The organism is Pectobacterium parvum (assembly GCF_020971565.1).
GTDB lineage: Bacteria > Pseudomonadota > Gammaproteobacteria > Enterobacterales > Enterobacteriaceae > Pectobacterium > Pectobacterium polare.
In genome coordinates this window covers 4,124,411-4,144,922 of record NZ_CP087392.1, presented here as the reverse complement: position 1 = coordinate 4,144,922, position 20,512 = coordinate 4,124,411, and the positions used below count along the sequence as shown (strand labels likewise).

General features: G+C 52.6%; 16 protein-coding genes and 1 pseudogene. 13 read left to right on the top strand and 4 right to left on the bottom strand.

Features of this window, described 5'->3' with window-relative positions:
* The first annotated feature begins 124 nt into the window (after nt 1-124).
* From epd to LOZ86_RS18605, 7 genes and pseudogenes are all read left to right on the top strand, one after another.
* Nucleotides 125-1,141, top strand: coding sequence for an erythrose-4-phosphate dehydrogenase (gene epd / locus LOZ86_RS18635; protein ID WP_230242598.1), 1,017 nt, complete (start codon nt 125-127; stop codon nt 1,139-1,141).
* Nucleotides 1,142-1,213: 72 nt separating this feature from the next.
* Nucleotides 1,214-2,377 carry a phosphoglycerate kinase gene (pgk, locus tag LOZ86_RS18630; protein ID WP_039487407.1) on the top strand — a complete coding sequence of 388 codons (1,164 nt, stop codon included), beginning with the start codon at nt 1,214-1,216 and terminating at the stop codon, nt 2,375-2,377.
* A gap of 137 nt (nt 2,378-2,514) precedes the next feature.
* Nucleotides 2,515-3,591, top strand: coding sequence for a class II fructose-bisphosphate aldolase (gene fbaA, locus LOZ86_RS18625; protein WP_039487408.1), 1,077 nt, complete (start codon nt 2,515-2,517; stop codon nt 3,589-3,591).
* Nucleotides 3,592-3,718: 127 nt separating this feature from the next.
* Nucleotides 3,719-5,044: pseudogene (locus LOZ86_RS18620) on the top strand (IS4 family transposase).
* 115 nt (nt 5,045-5,159) lie between these two features.
* A complete protein-coding gene (gene mscS, locus LOZ86_RS18615; protein ID WP_039487190.1) occupies nt 5,160-6,008 on the top strand; it encodes a small-conductance mechanosensitive channel MscS in 849 nt (282 codons plus the stop codon).
* 250 nt (nt 6,009-6,258) lie between these two features.
* Nucleotides 6,259-6,873 (top strand): arginine exporter ArgO, encoded by a 615-nt coding sequence (gene argO, locus LOZ86_RS18610; protein WP_230242596.1) that lies wholly within the window; start codon nt 6,259-6,261, stop codon nt 6,871-6,873.
* Nucleotides 6,874-7,120: 247 nt separating this feature from the next.
* Nucleotides 7,121-7,846, top strand: a complete 726-nt coding sequence (locus tag LOZ86_RS18605; protein WP_039487196.1) for an oxidative stress defense protein — start codon at nt 7,121-7,123, stop codon at nt 7,844-7,846.
* 251 nt (nt 7,847-8,097) lie between these two features.
* Here the strand turns inward: LOZ86_RS18605 and LOZ86_RS18600 are convergent, their stop codons facing one another.
* On the bottom strand, nt 8,098-8,991 hold the full coding sequence (locus LOZ86_RS18600) for a LysR family transcriptional regulator ArgP (RefSeq protein ID WP_039487185.1): 894 nt from the start codon (nt 8,989-8,991) through the stop codon (nt 8,098-8,100).
* Nucleotides 8,992-9,231: 240 nt separating this feature from the next.
* On the opposite strand from LOZ86_RS18600, the gene rpiA reads away from it, so the two are divergent.
* Both rpiA and serA read left to right on the top strand, forming a co-directional pair.
* On the top strand, nt 9,232-9,891 hold the full coding sequence (rpiA, locus tag LOZ86_RS18595) for a ribose-5-phosphate isomerase RpiA (protein WP_039317220.1): 660 nt from the start codon (nt 9,232-9,234) through the stop codon (nt 9,889-9,891).
* Nucleotides 9,892-10,185: 294 nt separating this feature from the next.
* Nucleotides 10,186-11,418, top strand: coding sequence for a phosphoglycerate dehydrogenase (gene serA / locus LOZ86_RS18590; RefSeq protein WP_039487182.1), 1,233 nt, complete (start codon nt 10,186-10,188; stop codon nt 11,416-11,418).
* 54 nt (nt 11,419-11,472) lie between these two features.
* Here the strand turns inward: serA and LOZ86_RS18585 are convergent, their stop codons facing one another.
* Complete coding sequence (locus LOZ86_RS18585) at nt 11,473-12,474, bottom strand: zinc-binding alcohol dehydrogenase family protein (RefSeq protein WP_161546653.1); 1,002 nt, start codon at nt 12,472-12,474, stop codon at nt 11,473-11,475.
* Nucleotides 12,475-12,610: 136 nt separating this feature from the next.
* Between LOZ86_RS18585 and LOZ86_RS18580 the strand changes: the two genes are divergently transcribed.
* On the top strand, nt 12,611-13,519 hold the full coding sequence (locus LOZ86_RS18580) for a LysR family transcriptional regulator (RefSeq protein ID WP_039487179.1): 909 nt from the start codon (nt 12,611-12,613) through the stop codon (nt 13,517-13,519).
* A gap of 254 nt (nt 13,520-13,773) precedes the next feature.
* Nucleotides 13,774-15,477 (top strand): methyl-accepting chemotaxis protein, encoded by a 1,704-nt coding sequence (locus LOZ86_RS18575; RefSeq protein ID WP_039487176.1) that lies wholly within the window; start codon nt 13,774-13,776, stop codon nt 15,475-15,477.
* A gap of 76 nt (nt 15,478-15,553) precedes the next feature.
* On the opposite strand, the gene ettA is transcribed toward LOZ86_RS18575, so the two are convergent.
* On the bottom strand, nt 15,554-17,221 hold the full coding sequence (ettA, locus tag LOZ86_RS18570) for an energy-dependent translational throttle protein EttA (RefSeq protein ID WP_072012442.1): 1,668 nt from the start codon (nt 17,219-17,221) through the stop codon (nt 15,554-15,556).
* 361 nt (nt 17,222-17,582) lie between these two features.
* Between ettA and sltY the strand changes: the two genes are divergently transcribed.
* Entirely contained in the window at nt 17,583-19,517 is a 1,935-nt protein-coding gene (gene sltY / locus LOZ86_RS18565) for a murein transglycosylase (protein WP_052237775.1), read from the top strand.
* Between the two features lie 72 nt (nt 19,518-19,589).
* Complete coding sequence (gene trpR, locus LOZ86_RS18560) at nt 19,590-19,937, top strand: trp operon repressor (protein ID WP_039487173.1); 348 nt, start codon at nt 19,590-19,592, stop codon at nt 19,935-19,937.
* A gap of 3 nt (nt 19,938-19,940) precedes the next feature.
* Here the strand turns inward: trpR and yjjX are convergent, their stop codons facing one another.
* Nucleotides 19,941-20,480 (bottom strand): inosine/xanthosine triphosphatase, encoded by a 540-nt coding sequence (gene yjjX / locus LOZ86_RS18555; RefSeq protein ID WP_039487172.1) that lies wholly within the window; start codon nt 20,478-20,480, stop codon nt 19,941-19,943.
* Nucleotides 20,481-20,512 lie beyond the last annotated feature (32 nt).

Genomic DNA, 20,512 nt, shown 5'->3' with positions numbered 1-20,512 from the left:
TCTAGCTGAAGCGTTTCAGTTGTTGTGCTGACGGCGTTTCTCCAGGGGTTCTCTGGTGTCTAAGAAGGGTATATCCTATGCGCTGGGTAACTCTGCCACGACACAAGGAATCACAAGGAACGCCATGACGATTCGTATTGCGATAAACGGTTTTGGCCGCATCGGCCGCAGTGTTTTACGTGCGTTGTATGAATCGGGCCGTCGAGCCGAGATTACGGTTGTGGCGATTAATGAGCTGGCGAGCGCGGAAGGCATGGCGCATTTGCTCAAGTACGACTCCAGTCACGGCCGTTTTTCGTGGGATGTGCGTCAGGAGTGCGACCAGCTTTATGTCGGTGATGACTGTATTCGTCTGTTGCATCAGACAGAGATTCAGCCATTGCCCTGGCGAGAACTCGGTATCGATATCGTGCTGGATTGCAGCGGCGTTTACGGTAGCCGGGAAGATTGGGAAGCCCATCTGGCGGCAGGTGCAAAGAAAGTGCTGTTTTCTCATCCGGGAACGACGGATCTGGATGCCACGGTGGTGTTTGGCGTCAATCACCATCAGTTGGAAAGCGGGCACCGCATTGTTTCCAATGCGTCCTGCACGACCAACTGCATTATCCCGGTCATCAAACTGCTGGATGATGCCTTTGGTATCGAGAATGGTACGGTGACGACGATTCACTCGTCGATGAACGATCAACCGGTGATCGATGCTTATCATCACGATCTGCGGCGTACACGAGCCGCCAGCCAGTCGATCATTCCGGTAGATACTAAACTGTCGGCGGGGATCACCCGTATTTTTCCGCAGTTTGTCGATCGTTTTGAGGCGATCTCGGTGCGTGTACCGACGATTAACGTCACGGCAATTGACCTGAGCGTTAGCGTCAGGAAAGCCGTAAATGTGAATGAAATTAACGCACTATTGCAAAAATCAGCGCATGAGTCGTTTCGTGGTATAGTTGATTACACTGAATTGCCGCTAGTGTCGGCTGATTTTAACCATGATCCGCACAGTGCCATTGTCGACGGTACGCAGACACGGGTCAGTGGTCAGCATCTGATTAAAACATTGGTCTGGTGCGATAACGAATGGGGCTTTGCCAACCGGATGTTGGATACAACACGGGCGATGGCGGCCAGCGGTTTCTAGTACGACGGTGGCGATCTAGGGTCGCTATCTCGCTCAAGCAACTTTAAAAGAGAATCAACAAGAGGATTCACCATGTCTGTAATTAAGATGACCGATCTGGATCTGGCTGGTAAACGTGTTCTTATTCGTGCGGATCTGAACGTACCAGTAAAAGAAGGGAAAGTGACGTCTGATGCGCGCATCCGTGCCTCTCTGCCGACCATCGAAATCGCCCTGAAACAAGGCGCTCGCGTTATGGTCACTTCCCACCTGGGACGCCCGACCGAAGGCGAGTACAACGAAGAGTTTTCTCTGCTGCCCGTTGTTGACTACCTGAAAGAGAAACTGTCTTCTCCTGTACGTCTGGCGAAAGATTACCTGGATGGTGTTGATGTCGCCGAAGGCGAGCTGGTTGTACTGGAAAACGTCCGCTTTAACAAAGGCGAGAAGAAAGACGACGAAGTCCTGTCCAAGAAATACGCGGCGCTGTGTGATGTGTTCGTAATGGACGCATTCGGTACAGCACACCGTGCGCAGGCTTCCACCCACGGCGTGGGTAAATTTGCCACTATCGCTTGTGCGGGCCCGCTGCTGTCTGGTGAGCTGGAAGCGCTGGGTAAAGCCTTGAGCAAACCAGCCCGTCCGATGATTGCTATCGTTGGTGGTTCTAAAGTTTCCACCAAACTGACCGTACTGGATTCACTGTCTAAAATCGCCGATCAGCTGATCGTTGGTGGCGGTATTGCTAACACCTTCGTTGCTGCACAAGGCCACAACGTGGGCAAATCCCTGTACGAAGCTGACCTGATTCCAGAAGCGAAAAAGCTGCTGGAAACCTGTGATATTCCTGTACCGAGCGATGTGCGTGTCGCGTCAGAATTCTCTGAAACTGCAGCTGCAACGCTGAAGTCTGTTACGGCAATCAAAGACGAAGAGCAGATTCTGGATCTGGGTGATGTGTCCGCTGAGCGTCTGGCTGAAATTCTTAAGAATGCCAAGACCATCCTGTGGAATGGCCCGGTTGGCGTCTTCGAATTCCCTAATTTCCGTAAAGGAACCGAGACCATCGCCCGTGCTATCGCAGATAGCGACGCGTTCTCTATTGCAGGTGGCGGCGATACGCTGGCTGCGATCGATCTGTTTGGTATTGCAGATAAAATCTCCTACATTTCTACCGGTGGTGGCGCATTCCTCGAATTTGTCGAAGGGAAAAAACTGCCAGCAGTGGTTATGCTGGAAGAACGTGCCAAGCAATAATTTAAGGTAAGGGGCGCTTTTCCCCTTTCCTGTGGTTGTCTCGATATGTGATGTTCACAATCTCGTGTCGAGACAGCCTGTCGATTTAACATCGACCTCTTTAACCCCTCCACGGCCAACGAAACGGGACACGTAACATGTCTAAAATTTTTGATTTCGTAAAACCCGGTGTCATCACTGGTGATGACGTTCAGAAAGTTTTCGCAGTAGCAAAAGAAAACAAATTCGCCTTGCCAGCAGTGAACTGTGTCGGTAGCGACTCAATCAATGCTGTGCTGGAAGCCGCAGCCAAAGTGCGCGCGCCAGTCATCGTTCAGTTCTCTAACGGCGGTGCAGCATTCATCGCGGGTAAAGGCCTGAAAGCAGAAGGTCAGCAGGCGGCAATTTTGGGTGCGATTTCTGGCGCTCATCATGTGCATCAAATGGCTGAACACTATGGCGTGCCAGTGATTCTGCACACCGACCACTGTGCGAAGAAATTGCTGCCGTGGATCGATGGCCTGCTGGACGCGGGTGAAAAACACTTTGCTGCGACTGGCAAACCGCTGTTCTCTTCTCACATGATCGACCTGTCTGAAGAGTCTCTGGAAGAGAATATCGAGATCTGCTCTAAGTATTTGGCGCGTATGGCCAAAATCGATATGACCCTGGAAATCGAACTGGGTTGTACTGGTGGTGAAGAAGACGGTGTGGATAACAGCCACATGGATGCTTCTGCTCTGTACACCCAGCCAGAAGACGTTGACTACGCGTACACCAAACTGAACGCGATCAGCCCACGTTTCACTATCGCTGCCTCTTTCGGTAACGTGCATGGCGTATACAAGCCAGGTAACGTGAAGCTGACCCCGACCATCCTGCGTGATTCTCAGGAATATGTTTCCAAGAAACATAACCTGCCGCACAACAGCCTGGACTTCGTATTCCACGGCGGTTCTGGTTCCAGCGCTCAGGAAATCAAAGATTCCGTTAGCTACGGCGTAGTGAAAATGAACATCGATACCGATACCCAGTGGGCAACGTGGGAAGGTATCCTGAAATACTACAAAGAAAACGAAGCGTATCTGCAAGGCCAATTGGGCAACCCGAAAGGCGACGATCAGCCGAACAAGAAATACTATGACCCGCGTGTGTGGCTGCGTGCCTCACAGGCAAGCATGGTGACTCGTTTGGAACAAGCCTTCAAAGAGCTTAATGCTGTTGACGTGCTGTAAGTCAGACGACGTAAACATGATTTGATGCTAAGGCTCCTACGGGAGTAATGCTGATCAGTTAAGGATCAGTTGAACGATCCAATAGCTGTGTAAGAATCCGGAAGTGTTCTTCATTTCCGGATTTTTTATGCGTATCTCTCAGGCCATCGACCTCGTTTCACGTTACGATTCGACCCGTAATCCTTTGACTTCTCTTGGCGACTTTCTTGACCCAGAACTTATTGCCCGTTGCCTTGCTGAGTCCGGCGTGGTCACCCTGCGTAAACGCCGTCTTCCTCTCGAAATGATGGTCTGGTGCGTTGTCGGCATGGCGCTTGAACGTAAGGAGCCGCTTCATCAGATTGTCAATCGGCTGGATATTATGCTGCCCGGTAACCGTCCCTTTGTTGCTCCCAGCGCGGTTATCCATACTCGACAGCGGCTCGGAAGTGACGCCGTTCGACGGGTGTTCACGCACACCGCTCACTTGTGGCACAACGCTGTGGCGCATCCCCACTGGTGTGGATTGACGTTACTGGCGATGGATGGCGTCGTCTGGCGCACACAGGAAACACCTGAAAATGATACCGCCTTCCCGCGCCAGACTTACTGCGGCCAACCTGGCCCCTACCCGCAGGTCAAAATGGTCTGTCAGATGGAGCTGACCAGCCATCTGATAACCGCAGCAGCCTTCGGTACGATGAAAGACAGCGAATATACCCTACTGAGCAACTGATAGACCAGACCGCAGATAATACGCTGACGCTGCTCGATAAAGGGTATTACTCATTAGGGTTGCTGAATTATGGAAGCGTGCGGGAGAACACCGACACTGGATGATACCGCTTAAGAAAGGTACCCGTTACGAGGAGCCCGGAAACTGGGAAAAGGCGATCATCTGGTACAGTTGAAAACTACGCCACAATCCCGCAAAAAATGGCCGGGACTGAGTACAGAAGTGACAGCCCGATTACTGACCTATAGCCGTAAAGGAAAAATCTATCAGTTACTGACTTCGATGACTGATGGCATGCGTTATCCGGGAGGTGAAATGGTTGAGCTTTACAGTCACCGTTGGGAAATCGAGTTGGGTTACCGTGAAATCAAACAGACAATGCAACTGAGCAGACTGACACTGAGAAGCAAAAAACCGGAACTTGTGGAGCAGGAGTTATGGGGTGTGCTGCTGGCGTATAATCTCGTGAGATATCAGATGATTAAAATGGCCAGTCAACTGAAAGGTTACTGGCCAAATCAGCTGAGCTTCTCAGAATCCTGCGGGCTGGTCATGAGGATGTTGATGACGCTTCAGGGTGCATCGCCGGGTCGTATCCCTGAACTACTGCGAGATCTGGAGAGTATGGGACAGATGGTGAAGCTGCCGATAAGAAGAGAAAGAACCTTCCCGAGAGTGGTGAAAGAAAGGCCTTATAAATATCGAAAAGCGAAGAAAAACAGCCAGTCAGTTGCTTAACTGACTGGCATTACTCCTACGGGAGCCTTAATTTTTGGGGCTTTTGGGACTCCATGTTGCGGTTTCAGTTAGGGGCGTTATGCTTTCCCAGTGATTAAAAAACAGGAGCGTTCAAATGGAAGAACTTAATACGGGGTTGGATCAGGCAGGGGACTGGTTGGTGACACACCAGAGCTTGTTTTTGCAGTATGCCGTGAATATCGTCGCAGCATTAGTGATCCTCATCGTTGGTCTGGTGATCGCTCGGATCGTCTCCGGCACCATCAACAAACTGATGATTAACCGTTCTATCGATTCAACCGTGGCCGATTTCCTGTCTGCGCTGGTGCGCTATGGCATTATCGCGTTCACGCTGATTGCGGTATTGAGTCGGGTTGGCGTACAGACCGCATCGGTGATTGCTGTATTGGGTGCCGCTGGCTTGGCTATTGGTCTGGCATTACAGGGGTCGTTAGCCAACTTTGCAGCGGGCGTCTTGCTGGTGATTTTCCGGCCTTTCCGTACCGGCGAATGGGTGGATTTGGGCGGCGTGTCTGGCTCGGTTACGCAGGTACAGATCTTCTCGACGACGCTGCGCACGTCTGATGGCAAAATCATCGTGGTGCCGAATGGCAAAATCATTGCTGGCAACATCATCAACAGCTCGCGTGAACCGGATCGCCGTACCGAAATTATTGTCGGCGTAGCCTATGACGCCGACATCGACATGGTGAAAAAGCTGCTGGGCGATATTGTCGCGGCGGATGAACGCATCCAGCACGACAAGGGCGTCACGATTCGCCTGAATGAAATGGCGGCGTCATCGCTGAATTTTGTGGTGCGGGTGTGGACAACCAATGGCGACGCGCAGGCGGTGTATTGGGATCTGCTGGAAAGCTTTAAACGCGTGCTGGATGAGCACCGTATTGGCATTCCTTATCCGCAGATGGATGTGCACCTGCATAACGATGCACCCTCTGCATAACGCAGTATCTACATAGCTTAGCGCCCGCAGTGAAACCGCCAGCATCAACCCGCTGGCATGATCGACCAGACATGCACCCTGTCCTTATCGGCATGGTGCATCGTCAGAAATTATCTTCTCGTCCGACACGGCCTGCCTCTACCTTCAGCGCATTAGCTTAGCTAATGTAGCGTTAGAATATTCAATTTCACTTATCTCATTGGCTTCCATACACTCCCCGCGATAACAATAAACGGCGTAGGAGAGAAGTATGTGGGCGGTGTATTTACAGGGCGTTTTGTTAGGGGCGGCGATGATTCTGCCTCTGGGGCCACAGAATGCGTTTGTGATGAATCAGGGAATTCGCCGACAGTATCACCTGATGGTGGCGCTGTTATGTGCCTTGAGCGATATGGTGCTGATTGCCGCCGGTATTTTTGGCGGTAGCGCGTTGCTGAGGCAGTCTTCACTGCTGCTGGGCGCGGTGACGTGGGGCGGCGTTGCGTTTCTGCTCTGGTTCGGTTGGGGAGCGATGAAAATGGCCTTCAGCAAGAATATTGCGCTCGCCAGCGCCGAAGTGATGAAACAAAGTCGCTGGCGCATTATTGCTACCATGCTGGCGGTGACCTGGCTTAATCCGCATGTCTATCTGGATACTTTTGTGGTGCTAGGGAGTCTGGGGAGCCAGTTTGCGGACGATGCCCGAAGCTGGTTTGCGCTGGGAACGATGACGGCTTCCTTCACCTGGTTCTTTGCTCTGGCGCTATTGGCCTCCTGGCTGGCGCCGTGGCTGAATACACCGCGGGTACAGCGGGTCATCAACTTTTTTGTCGGCGTAGTGATGTGGGGCATTGCTTTGCAGCTGGCGCGTCACGGCTGGCAATAATGGTTGGAATACTGGTTGGAAATAAATAACCTCACCTTACGCCGTGTTTCAGAAATTCACCTATATTGTGTGGAGTTGGTAATGCGTTATGTTGGTCGGTAAAGCAATCCGTCTTGTCTCTTTCATTCTGGAAGATACCGTGTTGGCACAGACAATCTATTGATACGGACAATCTATTGATACAGATAATCTGCGAGCGGCATGCGTGACGAAACATAAGTAAGGAGAGAGTGTGAAGCGAGGTATGATGAAGCTCAATGCACTGGCGTTGGCCGCTGCGATAGGATTTGGCGGTGTGTCGATCGCCGCGCAGGCTGCGGAATTGCCGGATGGTCCGCATATCGTAACGTCAGGGACATCCAGCGTAGATGCGACACCGGATATCGCGCGTCTGGCGATTGAAGTGAGCGTGTCATCGAAGGATGCGGCGGAAGCGAAAAAGCAGGTCGATGCCCGCGTTGCACAATATTTTGATTTTCTGGGTAAAAATGGCATTGAGAAAAAAGATATCAATGCCGCCAATTTACGTACGCAGCCAGAATATGACTACCTGAAAACAGGTGGCTCGGTGCTGAAAGGTTATCGTGCGGTGCGTCAGGTGGAAGTCACGCTGCGCCAGTTAGATAAACTGAACGAGCTGCTGGATGGGGCGCTGAAATCGGGGCTGAATGAGATTCGCACGGTAGAATTAGGCGTGGCTAACCCAGAAACCTATCGTGATGAAGCGCGTAAGAAAGCCATCGAGCAGGCGACAAGTCAGGCGGAAGCGCTGGCGCAGGGCTTCAACGCCAAGCTGGGGCCGATCTACAGCGTTCGCTATCACGTTGCCAACTATCAGCCGATGCCAATGGCACGGATGTTTAAAACGGCAGACGCAGCAGCGCAAAGCGAAGCGGCACAAACCTATGAACAGCAAACCATTCACTTTGACGATCAGGTGGATGTCGTGTTTGAGCTACAGCGTACGCAGTAATTACCGCGTAAACGCATTGATGATACTGCCCTGTTTGAGGTCGCAGATAAAGGTCACCAAGCGGGAATAACGGATAGATCGTAAAGACGCTGCAAGTACGTCCATGTAAGCTCGGATTGCGCCATCCATGGCGCAAACGCTTTACTCTTCTATTCCGTTACTCCCGTTTTCGTTCGGTAAATAGGATTGTCATCACTCTGCAACTGGCCTGTTGGTTTTTATCACGATGCCAGTATCACTTTCTCAGTACGTTATGACTGCCGCAGTACCTGATGACCGTGCGAGAGCAGGGCGTCCGTCACTTTCCTCATCATCCGGCTTTCCGGCGCGAAGCGGTGCCAGTAGAGCATCCGGCGCTGAAACAGCCCCGGCGTCAGGTCGATTAACTCGTTATTCGCCAGTTCTCTTTCGATTTGCAGGTGTGGGATCATGCAGCAGGTAGTGCCTTGACGCGCCAGCTGTACAAACGCTTCCGATGAATTCACGATGTGGCAGGGAACGCTGCCCGGCGACAAATCAAAGTTCTGCTGTAAAAAAGCCTGATGCATATCATCCAGATGGTCGAAGGCGACCGCCGGTGCGCGCAGCAGCGCCGAGCGTGTCACGCCATTCGGGAAATAGCGCTCGGCAAAGGCCGGTGAGGCGACAAACAGATAGTCCAGTGCGCCCAGTTTATCTACCAGACAGCTTGGCAGCGGCTGAGACTGAATACTCACCGCACCGACCACTTCACCCCGGCGCAGCCTTTCCTGCGTGCGCGTTTCATCTTCTACCTGCAAATTAAGACGAATCGGTGAATCGACCAGCACCGATTGTAACGCAGGCAGCAGCCAGGTTGCGAGGCTGTCGGCGTTCACCGCCAGCGACAGCAGCAGCGGGATATCACTGTTAGTTTCATTGCCCAGCCACTCTTCTTCCAGCAGCTCGACCTGATGAAGCAGAGCCAGCAGTTTCTGCCCTTGTTCTGTCGGACGAGGTGGAATGGTTCTGACTAATAGCGGCTGGCCGAACAGGTTTTCCAGCTGTTTAATACGCTGCGAAACGGCAGATTGGGTAATACACAGTTTTTGGGCAGCGCGTTCAAAACCACGCTCGCGGATGACGGCATCCAGAGCCTGAAGCGTTCGATAGTCCGGGCGTTTCATGAAAGTCAAAATCCTCTGAATGAGTCTGTTTTTTTTCACTATGCCACATTTTGCAGATTTGCCATGCAGAAATCTTATTTTGGTTATTGTGCGCAATCACGATTCAGCAGGGTAGGTGTGGAGTGATGTGCATGAAATAATGCATCAGCGGTGCAGTGAATTTGCACGCTTTCCCCAACGTGCATGTTCTATAATACGCACACGTTTTCGTATATCGATTCTACAGGCCAGAAGCAGATTATGACGCAAGATGAACTGAAAAAAGCAGTGGGATGGGCAGCGCTCGACTACGTCCGCCCCGACACCATTGTGGGAGTAGGAACCGGATCGACGGCAGCACACTTTATTGATGCGCTGGGTTCAATAAAACATCAAATCAAAGGCGCGGTTTCCAGCTCGGATGCCTCGACGGAAAAGTTGAAAAGTCTGGGTATCCCCGTTTTTGACGCTAATGATGTGGATTCGCTGGATGTCTACGTGGATGGCGCGGATGAGATCAACGGCCACATGCAGATGATCAAGGGCGGTGGTGCAGCGCTGACCCGCGAGAAAATCATTTCTGCACTGTCGCGCCAGTTCATCTGCATTGTCGATGCATCCAAACAGGTTGATGTGCTGGGCAAATTCCCGCTGCCGGTCGAAGTCATTCCGATGGCGCGGTCTTACGTGGCGCGTGAACTGGCGAAGTTGGGAGGGCAGCCGGTCTATCGTCAGGGCGTACTGACGGATAACGGCAACGTCATTCTGGATGTACACAACCTGAATATCATGGATGCGGTCGCGGTAGAAAACCATATTAATGGTATCCCAGGCGTCGTGACCGTTGGGCTGTTTGCCAACCGCGGTGCAGATGTCGCGTTAGTCGGCACGGCTGAGGGTGTAAAAACCGTCGTTAAATGAGTGCGCGATCGTTCTGGCGTGGTGAACCCCCACGTCAGAAATTTTTTAGCTAAAAAAATCCATTTAGTTAACGGCTCATTTTTGGTACTTAATATCACATTTTCTTATTTTATTTATCGTCGATATGGCGATGCACATCTTTGGCAATATTTTTTGCCATAAATCAGGCGCGCTCCTCTGTGGCGCGATTTGGGCGAAGCAATCGTTTGTATTGCTGACTGCGTAATTTTTGTTATGTTGGCAGAAGCTATTTAGCACTCTGTCACATTTGAAGTCTGAAAATAAGGTCGGGAAATGGCAAAGGTATCATTGGAAAAAGACAAGATTAAGTTTCTGTTAGTGGAAGGCGTGCATCAGAGCGCGCTGGATAACCTGCGTGCAGCGGGTTACACCAACATCGAGTTCCATAAAGGTGCACTGGATCCAGAGGCGCTGAAAGCCTCCATCTGCGATGCGCATTTTGTGGGTATCCGCTCGCGTACCCATCTGACAGAAGAGATTTTTGCTGCTGCGGAAAAACTGATCGCGGTAGGGTGTTTCTGTATCGGGACTAATCAGGTTGAGCTGTCGGCCGCGACCAAGCGCGGTATCCCGGTATTTAACGCACCTTTTTCCAATACCCGATCCGTGGCAGAAATGGTGATCGGCGAAATGCTGCTGATGCTGCGCGGTATCCCGTCGGCGAACGCGAAAGCGCACCGTGGTGTTTGGGAAAAACTGGCGGTGGGATCGTTTGAAGCGCGTGGTAAAAAGCTGGGGATCATCGGCTACGGGCACATCGGTATGCAGTTAGGTATTCTGGCTGAAAGCCTGGGTATGCACGTTTACTTCTATGATATTGAAAGTAAATTGCCGCTGGGTAATGCTCAGCAGGTGCGCCACCTGTCCGACCTGCTGAATATGAGCGACGTAGTAAGTCTGCACGTGCCAGAAAATGAAAGCACGCAGAATATGATGGGCGCGGAACAGCTGGCGCTGATGAAGCCGGGCTCAATCCTGATTAACGCTGCTCGCGGTACGGTGGTTGATATTCCTGCACTGTGCGACGTGTTGAGAAGCAAGCATTTGTCCGGTGCGGCGATTGACGTATTCCCACAGGAACCGGCAACCAACAGTGATCCGTTCCTGTCGCCGCTGTGCGAGTTTGACAACGTGCTGCTGACGCCACATATCGGTGGTTCCACACAGGAAGCGCAGGAAAATATCGGTGACGAAGTCGCTGGAAAACTGGCGAAATATTCAGACAACGGCTCTACGCTGTCTGCGGTGAATTTCCCAGAAGTGTCGCTGCCTGTTCATGGCGTACGCGCCAGCCGCCTGCTGCACATCCATGAAAACCGTCCAGGTATGATTACCAAAATTAACCAGATCTTTGCTGAGCAGGGCATTAACATTGCCGCGCAGTATCTGCAAACGACACCTGAAATTGGTTATGTGGTCATTGACGTCGAAACTGACGGTGCGCAAACGGCACTGCAGCTGATGAAGGCAATTCCTGGCACCATTCGTGCTCGTCTGCTGTTCTGATGTGTGATTGATCAGTGCGTTATTAATCAGCCCCGAAAGGGGCTGATTGCGTTATTACAGCGTGATAACGATCTTGCCGCGCATATGCCCTTCCAGCACTTTACCGTGAGCCTGCTTCAGCGTCTCTACCGTTAACCCTTGCAGCGCTTCGCTGGCGGTTCCCTGAAGTTTTCCTGCATCAACCAGCTGTGCGACTTCGTGCAAAATATTCCCCTGTTCCGCGATATCCAGCGTGGTGAACATGCTGCGGGTAAACATTAATTCCCAGTGCAGCGCCGCGCTTTTGAGTTTCAGCGTCGTCAGGTCGAGCGGGTTTTTGTTTTCCACGATGGTGCAGATGTGCCCCATCGGCGCGATCAGTTTGCTGATGGCATCCCAGTGGCCGTCCGTGTCGTTCAGGCAGAAAATATAGTCGACTTGTTTGATCCCTTCTTTTTCCAGAGACTCGACCAGATTACGGTAATCCACGACCTTATGGGCACCGCGCTGGCGGCACCACTCTGCCGAGTCAGGCTGTGACGCAGTGGCGATGATATTTACCGAACTGCGCAATGCCGCCAGAGAAATCGCGAGAGATCCTACGCCGCCTGCACCGCCGATAATCAACAGCGTTTTGTCGCTGTCGGCCTGCTGTATCTTCAGATGCTCGAATAACCCTTCCCAGGCGGTCAGCGCGGTGAGCGGCAGTGCGGCGGCGGCGGCCCAGTCCAGAGACACCGGCTTGCGCGCTACGATACGTGAATCAATCAACTGATGGGTGGTGTTGCTGCCGGGGCGGGTGATATCACCGGCGTACCAGACTTCATCGCCTACCTGAAGGTCACTCACGGCGCTGCCGGTTTTCAGTACGACACCGCTGGCATCCCAGCCGAGAATTCGGGGCTGCTGTAATCCATTCTGACGCAATCCAGCATGAACTTTGGTATCCACCGGATTGATGGAAATCGCTTTTACGCCGACTAACAGATCGTATTCACCGGGCTCAGGAATATCCTGCGTGATGGCAATGAAATTTTCTGGTTGTTGTGGATCAACGGCTATCGCATGAGCGGTCATGGTCTGTTCCTCATTATTTTCAGAATCTGGTTTTGTGAATAAAACCTATTTTTGCATAAGCCAAAGTGTAGAACACAGAGATAGGACTGATAAGATGGACAATAAATAATGCAGTGTTCGTCTGTGGTGAACAATCATGTTTAAACAATTACAGGATATGGCGCTGTTTGCGCTGGTGGCCGAGTGTGGCAGTTTTACACAGGCGGCGCGAAAAGCGGGGCTGGCAAAATCCAGCCTGAGCCTGCGCATTAGCCAGCTTGAACAGCAGATTGGCCTGCGGTTGCTGAACCGAACGACGCGTCAGCTCAATCTGACGTTTGCGGGGGAGCGCTACCTGATTCACTGTCAGGAGATGCTGCAAGCCAGCGAGCGTGCCGATCTCGCCGTACAGCGCCTGCGTGATAACCCCAGCGGGCGACTGCGCATCACCAGCCCGGCAGGATTAGGTTCTACGTTGCTGGCGCGGCTCACCGCCGAGTTTCAGCAGCGCTTTCCGGCGGTATCGCTGGATGTGCTGATTTCAGATGATGTGATTGATCTGGTACAGGAAGGTTTTGATGTTGCTTTTCGTACCGGTAAACCGCATGACTCTTCACTGATTGGGCGTTCGCTTGGGCAAACCCCGCGATACTTGCTGGCATCGCCTGACTATCTGGCGCGACACTCGGTATTACTCCACCCACAACAGCTCCAGCAACACCGCTGTATTGCGCATCATGCCTGGACGGAGTGGCTCCTGCATCGCGGTTCGGAACTCTATCGCTGGTTACTCCCTGATTCGCATATCACGGATAACCTGCTTTACGCCCGCGAGTGCGCCATTGCGGGGGCTGGGATTACGCTATTGCCGGATTTTCTCTGTCTGGATGAAGCCGTTTCTGGAAAACTGGTCAGGGTTCTGCCGGATTGGAAGGTGGAAGCCAACGAGCTTTATCTGGTGTACCCCAGCCGCAAGCTGAATTCACCCGCATTGGCGTGTTTTATCGACTTTGTTTTACAGCATCACGCGTTGGATGATTACTCAGCGTTTTTGAAAAAGCAGTAGAGATTGTCGTACCTATAATATTGTTGTTTCATTTTTATAGATGTTTTTTAATTTTTATTGAAACGTGATTGCCATCAACTTATTTTAGGTACGTTTTAGACTGAAAATGCCGATAACAACCGTGGTTCCTTTTGACTTTTTTATGAAAGGTTTGTCCTGCGTGGCGTGATTGTCACGATGATATCTGGGCTCTGCCGCACCAATAATGGCAGAGATAATATAGACCAGTGATGGTGAAAATGGGAATGCAACCGATGTCTGTTCAAAAAGAGAAGTTGAGTTACATCAACAATATACGTCTCGTTTCGTTATTTATTACTCTTTTTTCAATTATCCTGATTTTATTTGCGCTTTCTATTGGCACAGCGAGCTATTTCTTAAAGCAGAGTAATGATTCCCTGGATAAGGCTAATGAATTGTCTGATATCCGGGCTGGTATCAGCAGTAGCCTCGATCAACTGCGGGTTGCCAGATTACTGTTCATTCAGGCAGGCGCAGCAAACCGTATTAGCGATCACACGGTGTTCAAAGCGGCTTCCACAGAAGCGGTTGGGCGAGTCAGAGCCTCACAGAAGCGTTTGGATGAATATATCGCGCGTCCAGACAAACTGGAGAGCGAAAAAGCGCTGGATGATGAAATTCTTAAGTCATACGCCAACTACCGTGATAACGCGATTCTGGCTATGCAGAAAGCGACAAACGACGGGGAATTTGAAGATCTTATTTCACTGGAAGGTTCACTCACCCGCACGTTAGATGAAGCGTTTAGTATCCCAGTGCGTAAAAAAGTGGGGGAACTGACAAAGGCTGCGCAGGATATCAACCATCGTGCGGCAGATAATGCCAAACTGGGTTACTGGATGATGGCGGGCTCATTTGCCCTGGCTATTATTATGGCGATTATGGCCTACATCATGGTGCGTAATGTGATCCTCGCGCCAATCAACAGACTGGTTGATCGTATCCAGAAGATCGCGGCGGGTGATTTGACACAGCCACCGATGGCGATGGGACGTAATGAGATCGGCACTCTGGGGACGAATATCCAGAACATGCAGGCGGAGCTGACAGATACGGTTACGATCGTGCGCGAAGGTGCGGATTCGATCTATCAAGGATCGTCAGAAATTACGGCAGGTAACGTCGATCTCTCTTCGCGCACCGAGCAGCAGGCGGCCGCGCTGGAAGAAACCGCAGCGAGCATGGAACAGCTGACCGCGACGGTGAAACAGAACTCTGACAATGCCCATCACGCCAGCCAGTTGGCGAAAAATGCCTCTGAAAAAGCAGAGAGGGGCGGACAGATCGTGAAGAACGTGGTGGATACCATGCAGGATATTTCTACCAGTTCACGCCGTATTTCCGAAATCACGTCCGTCATTAATAGTATCGCTTTCCAGACCAATATTCTGGCGCTGAACGCGGCGGTAGAAGCCGCGCGAGCGGGTGAGCAAGGGCGTGGTTTTGCCGTGGTGGCGGGTGAAGTCCGTAGTCTGGCGCAGCGTAGCGCACAGGCAGCGAAAGAAATTGAAGGGCTGATTGGCGAATCGAGCCGGCTGGTGGATACAGGGTCTGGGCTCGTGTCTCAGGCAGGTACAACCATGGGTGAGATTGTTCGCGCGGTTGTCAGCGTGACCGACATCATGGGTGAAATTGCTTCCGCTTCTGACGAACAGAGCCGTGGCATTGGTCAGGTGAGTCAGGCCGTGTCTGAAATGGATAGTGCGACGCAGCAGAATGCGGCGTTGGTGCAGGAAGCCTCGGCAGCAGCCGTTTCACTCGAAGAACAGGCTGCACGTCTGACGCAGGCTGTCGCGGTATTCAAACTGGCTGGCGTGGCTCAGAGACTGAAATCATCCTTGCCGAAGGCTGCGCCGCAACCGCGCTTAGCGCCAGCGATGGCCCTCGCTGGAGCCAGTAGCAAAGGTAGCGATAGTCAAAACTGGGAAACGTTCTGATTAGGTAAGTGAAGCAGTATTGGAAAGAAAAATGGCCCGCAATGCGGGCCATTTGTTTATCACGTTCGATGACGGCTTATTTAGCGATTTTCTTGTATTTGATGCGGTGTGGTTCCAGCGCATCGGCACCCAGCGTACGCTTCTTGTACTCTTCGTACTCGGTAAAGTTACCTTCGAAGAATTCCACTTTACCTTCGTCTTGATAATCCAGAATGTGCGTTGCGATACGGTCGAGGAACCAACGGTCATGCGAGATCACCATGGCACAGCCAGGGAATTCCAGCAGGGCGTTTTCCAGCGCGCGCAGGGTTTCGATATCCAGGTCGTTGGTAGGTTCATCGAGTAGCAGCACGTTGCCGCCTACCTGCAACAGCTTCGCCAGATGCAGACGGCCGCGTTCACCACCGGATAGCTCGCCAACGCGTTTGCCCTGATCAACCCCTTTAAAGTTGAAACGGCCAACGTAAGCACGGCTTGGCATTTCGGTGTTGCCGATACGCATGATGTCCTGCCCGCCAGACACTTCTTCCCAGACGGTTTTGCTGTTGTCCATCGAATCACGGAACTGGTCGACTGACGCCAGTTTCACCGTTTCACCCAGCTCAATTGTGCCGCCATCCGGCTGTTCCTGACCGGACATCATGCGGAACAGAGTCGATTTACCAGCACCGTTCGGGCCGATAATGCCGACAATTGCGCCTTTCGGTACGGAGAAAGACAGCCCGTCGATGAGCTGACGTTCGCCGTAAGACTTGCTGAGGTTGGAGACTTCCACCACTTTATCGCCGAGGCGAGCACCTGGCGGAATAAACAGTTCGTTGGTTTCGTTACGTTTCTGGTATTCGGTGTTGTTCAGCTCTTCAAAGCGTGCCAGACGTGCCTTACCTTTGGACTGACGGCCTTTCGCGCCTTGGCGCACCCACTCCAGCTCTTTCTCAATGGATTTACGGCGTGCCGCTTCCTGAGAGGCTTCCTGTGCCAGACGCTGATCTTTCTGCTCCAGCCAGGAAGAGTAGTTGCCTTCCCACGGAATACCTTCGCCACGGTCCAGCTCTAGAATCCAGCCTGCTACGTTATCGAGGAAGTAACGGTCGTGGGTAATTGCCACCACGGTGCCTTCGAAATCGTGCAGGAAGCGTTCCAGCCAGGCGACAGATTCGGCATCCAGGTGGTTGGTTGGTTCGTCGAGCAGCAGCATGTCCGGCTTTTCCAGCAGCAGACGGCACAGTGCCACACGGCGACGTTCGCCCCCGGACAGGGTGGCGATTTTCGCATCCCACTCAGGCAAACGCAGCGCATCGGCGGCGCGCTCTAGCTGGTTGTCCAGATTATGACCGTCATGCGCCTGAATGGTCTCTTCCAACCGGCCTTGTTCTGCGGCCAATTTATCGAAGTCTGCATCCGGCTCAGCATAGAGCGCATAGACTTCATCAAGACGCTTCAGTGCGGTTACGACTTCAGACACCGCTTCTTCCACGGATTCACGAACGGTGTGCTCCGTGTTTAACTGCGGTTCCTGCGGCAAATAGCCGATTTTGATTCCAGGTTGTGGGCGAGCTTCGCCCTCGATGTCCGTATCAATGCCAGCCATAATACGCAACAGCGTTGATTTACCGGCTCCGTTCAGACCCAGCACGCCGATCTTGGCACCGGGGAAAAAACTGAGGGAGATGTTTTTCAGAATGTGACGCTTCGGCGGTACGACCTTACCGACGCGATGCATGGTATAAACATATTGAGCCACGTTGCGACTTCGCCTCTCTCTTATCTCTATGATTTGTCACCATAAGCGGGTGACCATATGTAGCACTGTGTTACCTAATACTAAATCGCTGCTAAGGAAATACTCTGGCAGCGATCGATTATTCTAAGCGCATTACTCTAAGTATGAAGTGTAGCGGTTTTCAGCCTGCGATCCCAGCTATCCGGCGATTTGCCATGGCCGATCTGAGACGTAGGCCCGCGCGATGAATTTCAGAATCGGTTTGCGGATCGGCATATCGTTGTCTGGCATGATGTGCCACACTCATTGAATCTGCCCAGTAGGATAGGGGGATCGATACGATGAAGGATGCCGATAGCAAGTTCGATAACGGATGAGGTTAATGCAGGTGATAAAAGCGGGTCATTGGTGGTACGCCGTTTCGGCGATATGTCTGGCTGGGTTTTCCGGCCATGTGCTGGCGGATTCTCTGGACGAACAGCGTCAGCGCTATCAGCAGGTTAAGCAAGCATGGGACAGCAACCAGATGGACACGGTCGCGCAGCTGATGCCAACGCTGCGCAGTTACCCTCTTTATCCTTATCTTGAATACCGTTCGCTCACGCAGGATCTGAGTCAGGTCAGCGCGACGCAGGTAAAACAGTTTATGGCAACGCACCCGACGCTGCCGCCCGCCCGCAACCTGACTACCAGCTTTGTGAATGAACTGGCGCGTCGTCAGGATTGGATCGGGCTGCTGGCATTTAGCCCCCAGCCACCGAAGCCGGTCAGCGCCCGCTGTAACTTTTATTACGCCCAGTGGGCAACCGGTCAGCGTCAGGGCGTGTGGGAAGCCACGCGTGATATCTGGCTGACAGGGCGCTCGCTCCCTACCGTGTGCGATAAACTCTTCTCCGTCTGGCAGCAGGCCGGCGAGCAGACACCGCTGACGACGCTGGAACGCGCGCGTCTGGCGATGGACGAAGGTAGCGGCAGTCTGGTGAGTTACCTCATCAAGCAGTTGCCTGACGACTATAAAACGATGGGCGATGCGCTGCTGAAACTCCAGAACGATCCGAATTCGCTGGAGAGTTTCGCTCGTACCGTTGGACCAACGGATTTCACCCGTAAAGTCACGCTGTCGGCCTTTACGCGCACGGCGCGTCAGGATGCCGATAATGCCCGTTCGATGCTGCCAGTCATTGCCCGTTTGCAGAAAATGAGTGCGGCAGAACGTCAGGAGATGGAAGAAACGATTGCCTGGCGTTTGATGGGCAACGATGCCACGCCAGAGCAGGCGCAGTGGCGGGATGGCGTGGTGCGGCAGAGCACGTCGACCACGTTGCTGGAACGCCGCGTGCGTATGGCGCTGGGGGCAGGCGATCGTCAGGGGCTAACAAGCTGGATGGCGCGTTTACCGGCGGATGCGTTACAGAAAGATGAATGGCGCTACTGGCGCGCGGCAGCATTGTTGGATCAGGGCAAACGGCAGGAAGGCGAGACGATCTTACGCAGCCTGATGCAGGAACGCGGGTTCTATCCGATGGCGGCGGCACAGAAACTGAACGAGCGCTATCCGATGACTATCATGATGGCGGTGAAGCCGGATCCTTCTTTGTCTCAGCTACCGGAAATCACTCGCGTGCGGGAGTTGATGTTCTGGCAGATGGATAATCTGGCGCGCAGCGAATGGGTCGGGCTGGTGGCGAATCGTAGCAAGCCGCAGCAGGAAGCACTGGCTCGCTATGCGTTTGAACAGCGCTGGGCGGATTTGAGCGTACAGGCGACGATTGTCGCGAAGCTGTGGGATCATCTGGAAGAGCGTTTCCCGCTGGCCTGGAACGATGAATTCCGCCGTGAAACGCAGGGGAAAGGCATTAGTCAGAGCTATGCAATGGCGATTGCTCGTCAGGAAAGCGCCTGGAACCCGAAAGCACGTTCCCCGGTTGGTGCATCGGGCCTGATGCAGTTGATGCCCGCGACGGCGCAGCATACGGCCAAAATGAGCAATATCACGTTCTATACGAACAGCAGCCAGTTGTTCGATCCCGAAACCAATATCCTGTTAGGGACGAGCTATCTGGAGTACGTGTACCAGACATTTGGCCGTAACCGCATTCTGTCTTCCGCGGCTTATAATGCCGGACCATCGCGTGTGAATACCTGGTTGAGAAACAGCGCCGGGCGTATCGATCCCGTTGCGTTTATCGAAAGTATTCCGTTTTCGGAAACACGGGGTTACGTGAAAAATGTGCTGGCGTATGACGTCTTCTATCGCTATTTCCTGAACCAGCCAGCCAGTGTGCTGACGGATGCGGAATGGCAGCGGCGTTATTGAGACGTGGCGTTGCGCTCGTTGCCTGAAATTGTGTTATGCTGCCGTACTAGTTAAATAGTATGGCAGCCCGTTATGACTCCGTTATCGCTGATCGACCCGGCACTTTCTGAACAAGACAATGAGCACTGGTTACGCTTTGTCGCGCTATTGCAGCAGTCTATTGCGGAGGATCTTCAATTGCCGCTGCTCCAACTCCTGCTAACGCCGGATGAGCGTACTGCGTTAGGAACGCGGGTGCGAATTATACAGGAGCTAATGCGGGGTGAAATGAGCCAGCGTGAGCTGAAAAGCGAGTTAGGTGCGGGCATTGCGACGATTACGCGCGGTTCAAACAGTTTGAAAGCCGCGCCCCCCGCGTTAAAAAGCTGGCTGGAAGCGCAGTTGCTGTCGACAGATAAACCGTTGGGTGACAACGCGTAACGGTTACTGTGTCGTTGTCTGAACGGGAATCTGGTAGATCGGGTTATGGAACGGCACCAGTGCCAGCAGCAATGCCTGATGATACACGCTAGTGCGTGATAATTTGCCGTCGGTGAAGACGCCGATGGCACCCCCTTTATGCTTGATATTCTGAACGCCCGTCAAACGTTCCATTTCATCGCCTAATTCCCGCCCTTCACGGATACCATGTAATATACTTTCTGGAAGAACCAGGCTTGCGGAACGTGACTCGCCGCGCAGGTGAGCATTTTCGATCACCATCCAGGCGAACGTCATGCTTTCTTCAATGCCTGCTTCGACACCGACCCAAAAGTCGGCTTCTGGACGCACCTGGCGCGCCATCATGACGCGGTTTCTTGCGCCTGTACGGGTTTCGAGAGAGCCGAGAGGCTGGCGCGGGACGCCACTGTCGACGTCAACGCCTTCGATGCGGCAGTTTTCTGCACCAAAGACATCGGTGAATGCCAGAGTAATAGCCTTAATCTTTGCCGGGTTGGTAGTTGCAGCAACAACGTGATACATAACAGTTTCGTACCTTTAGTTAATTTGACGCA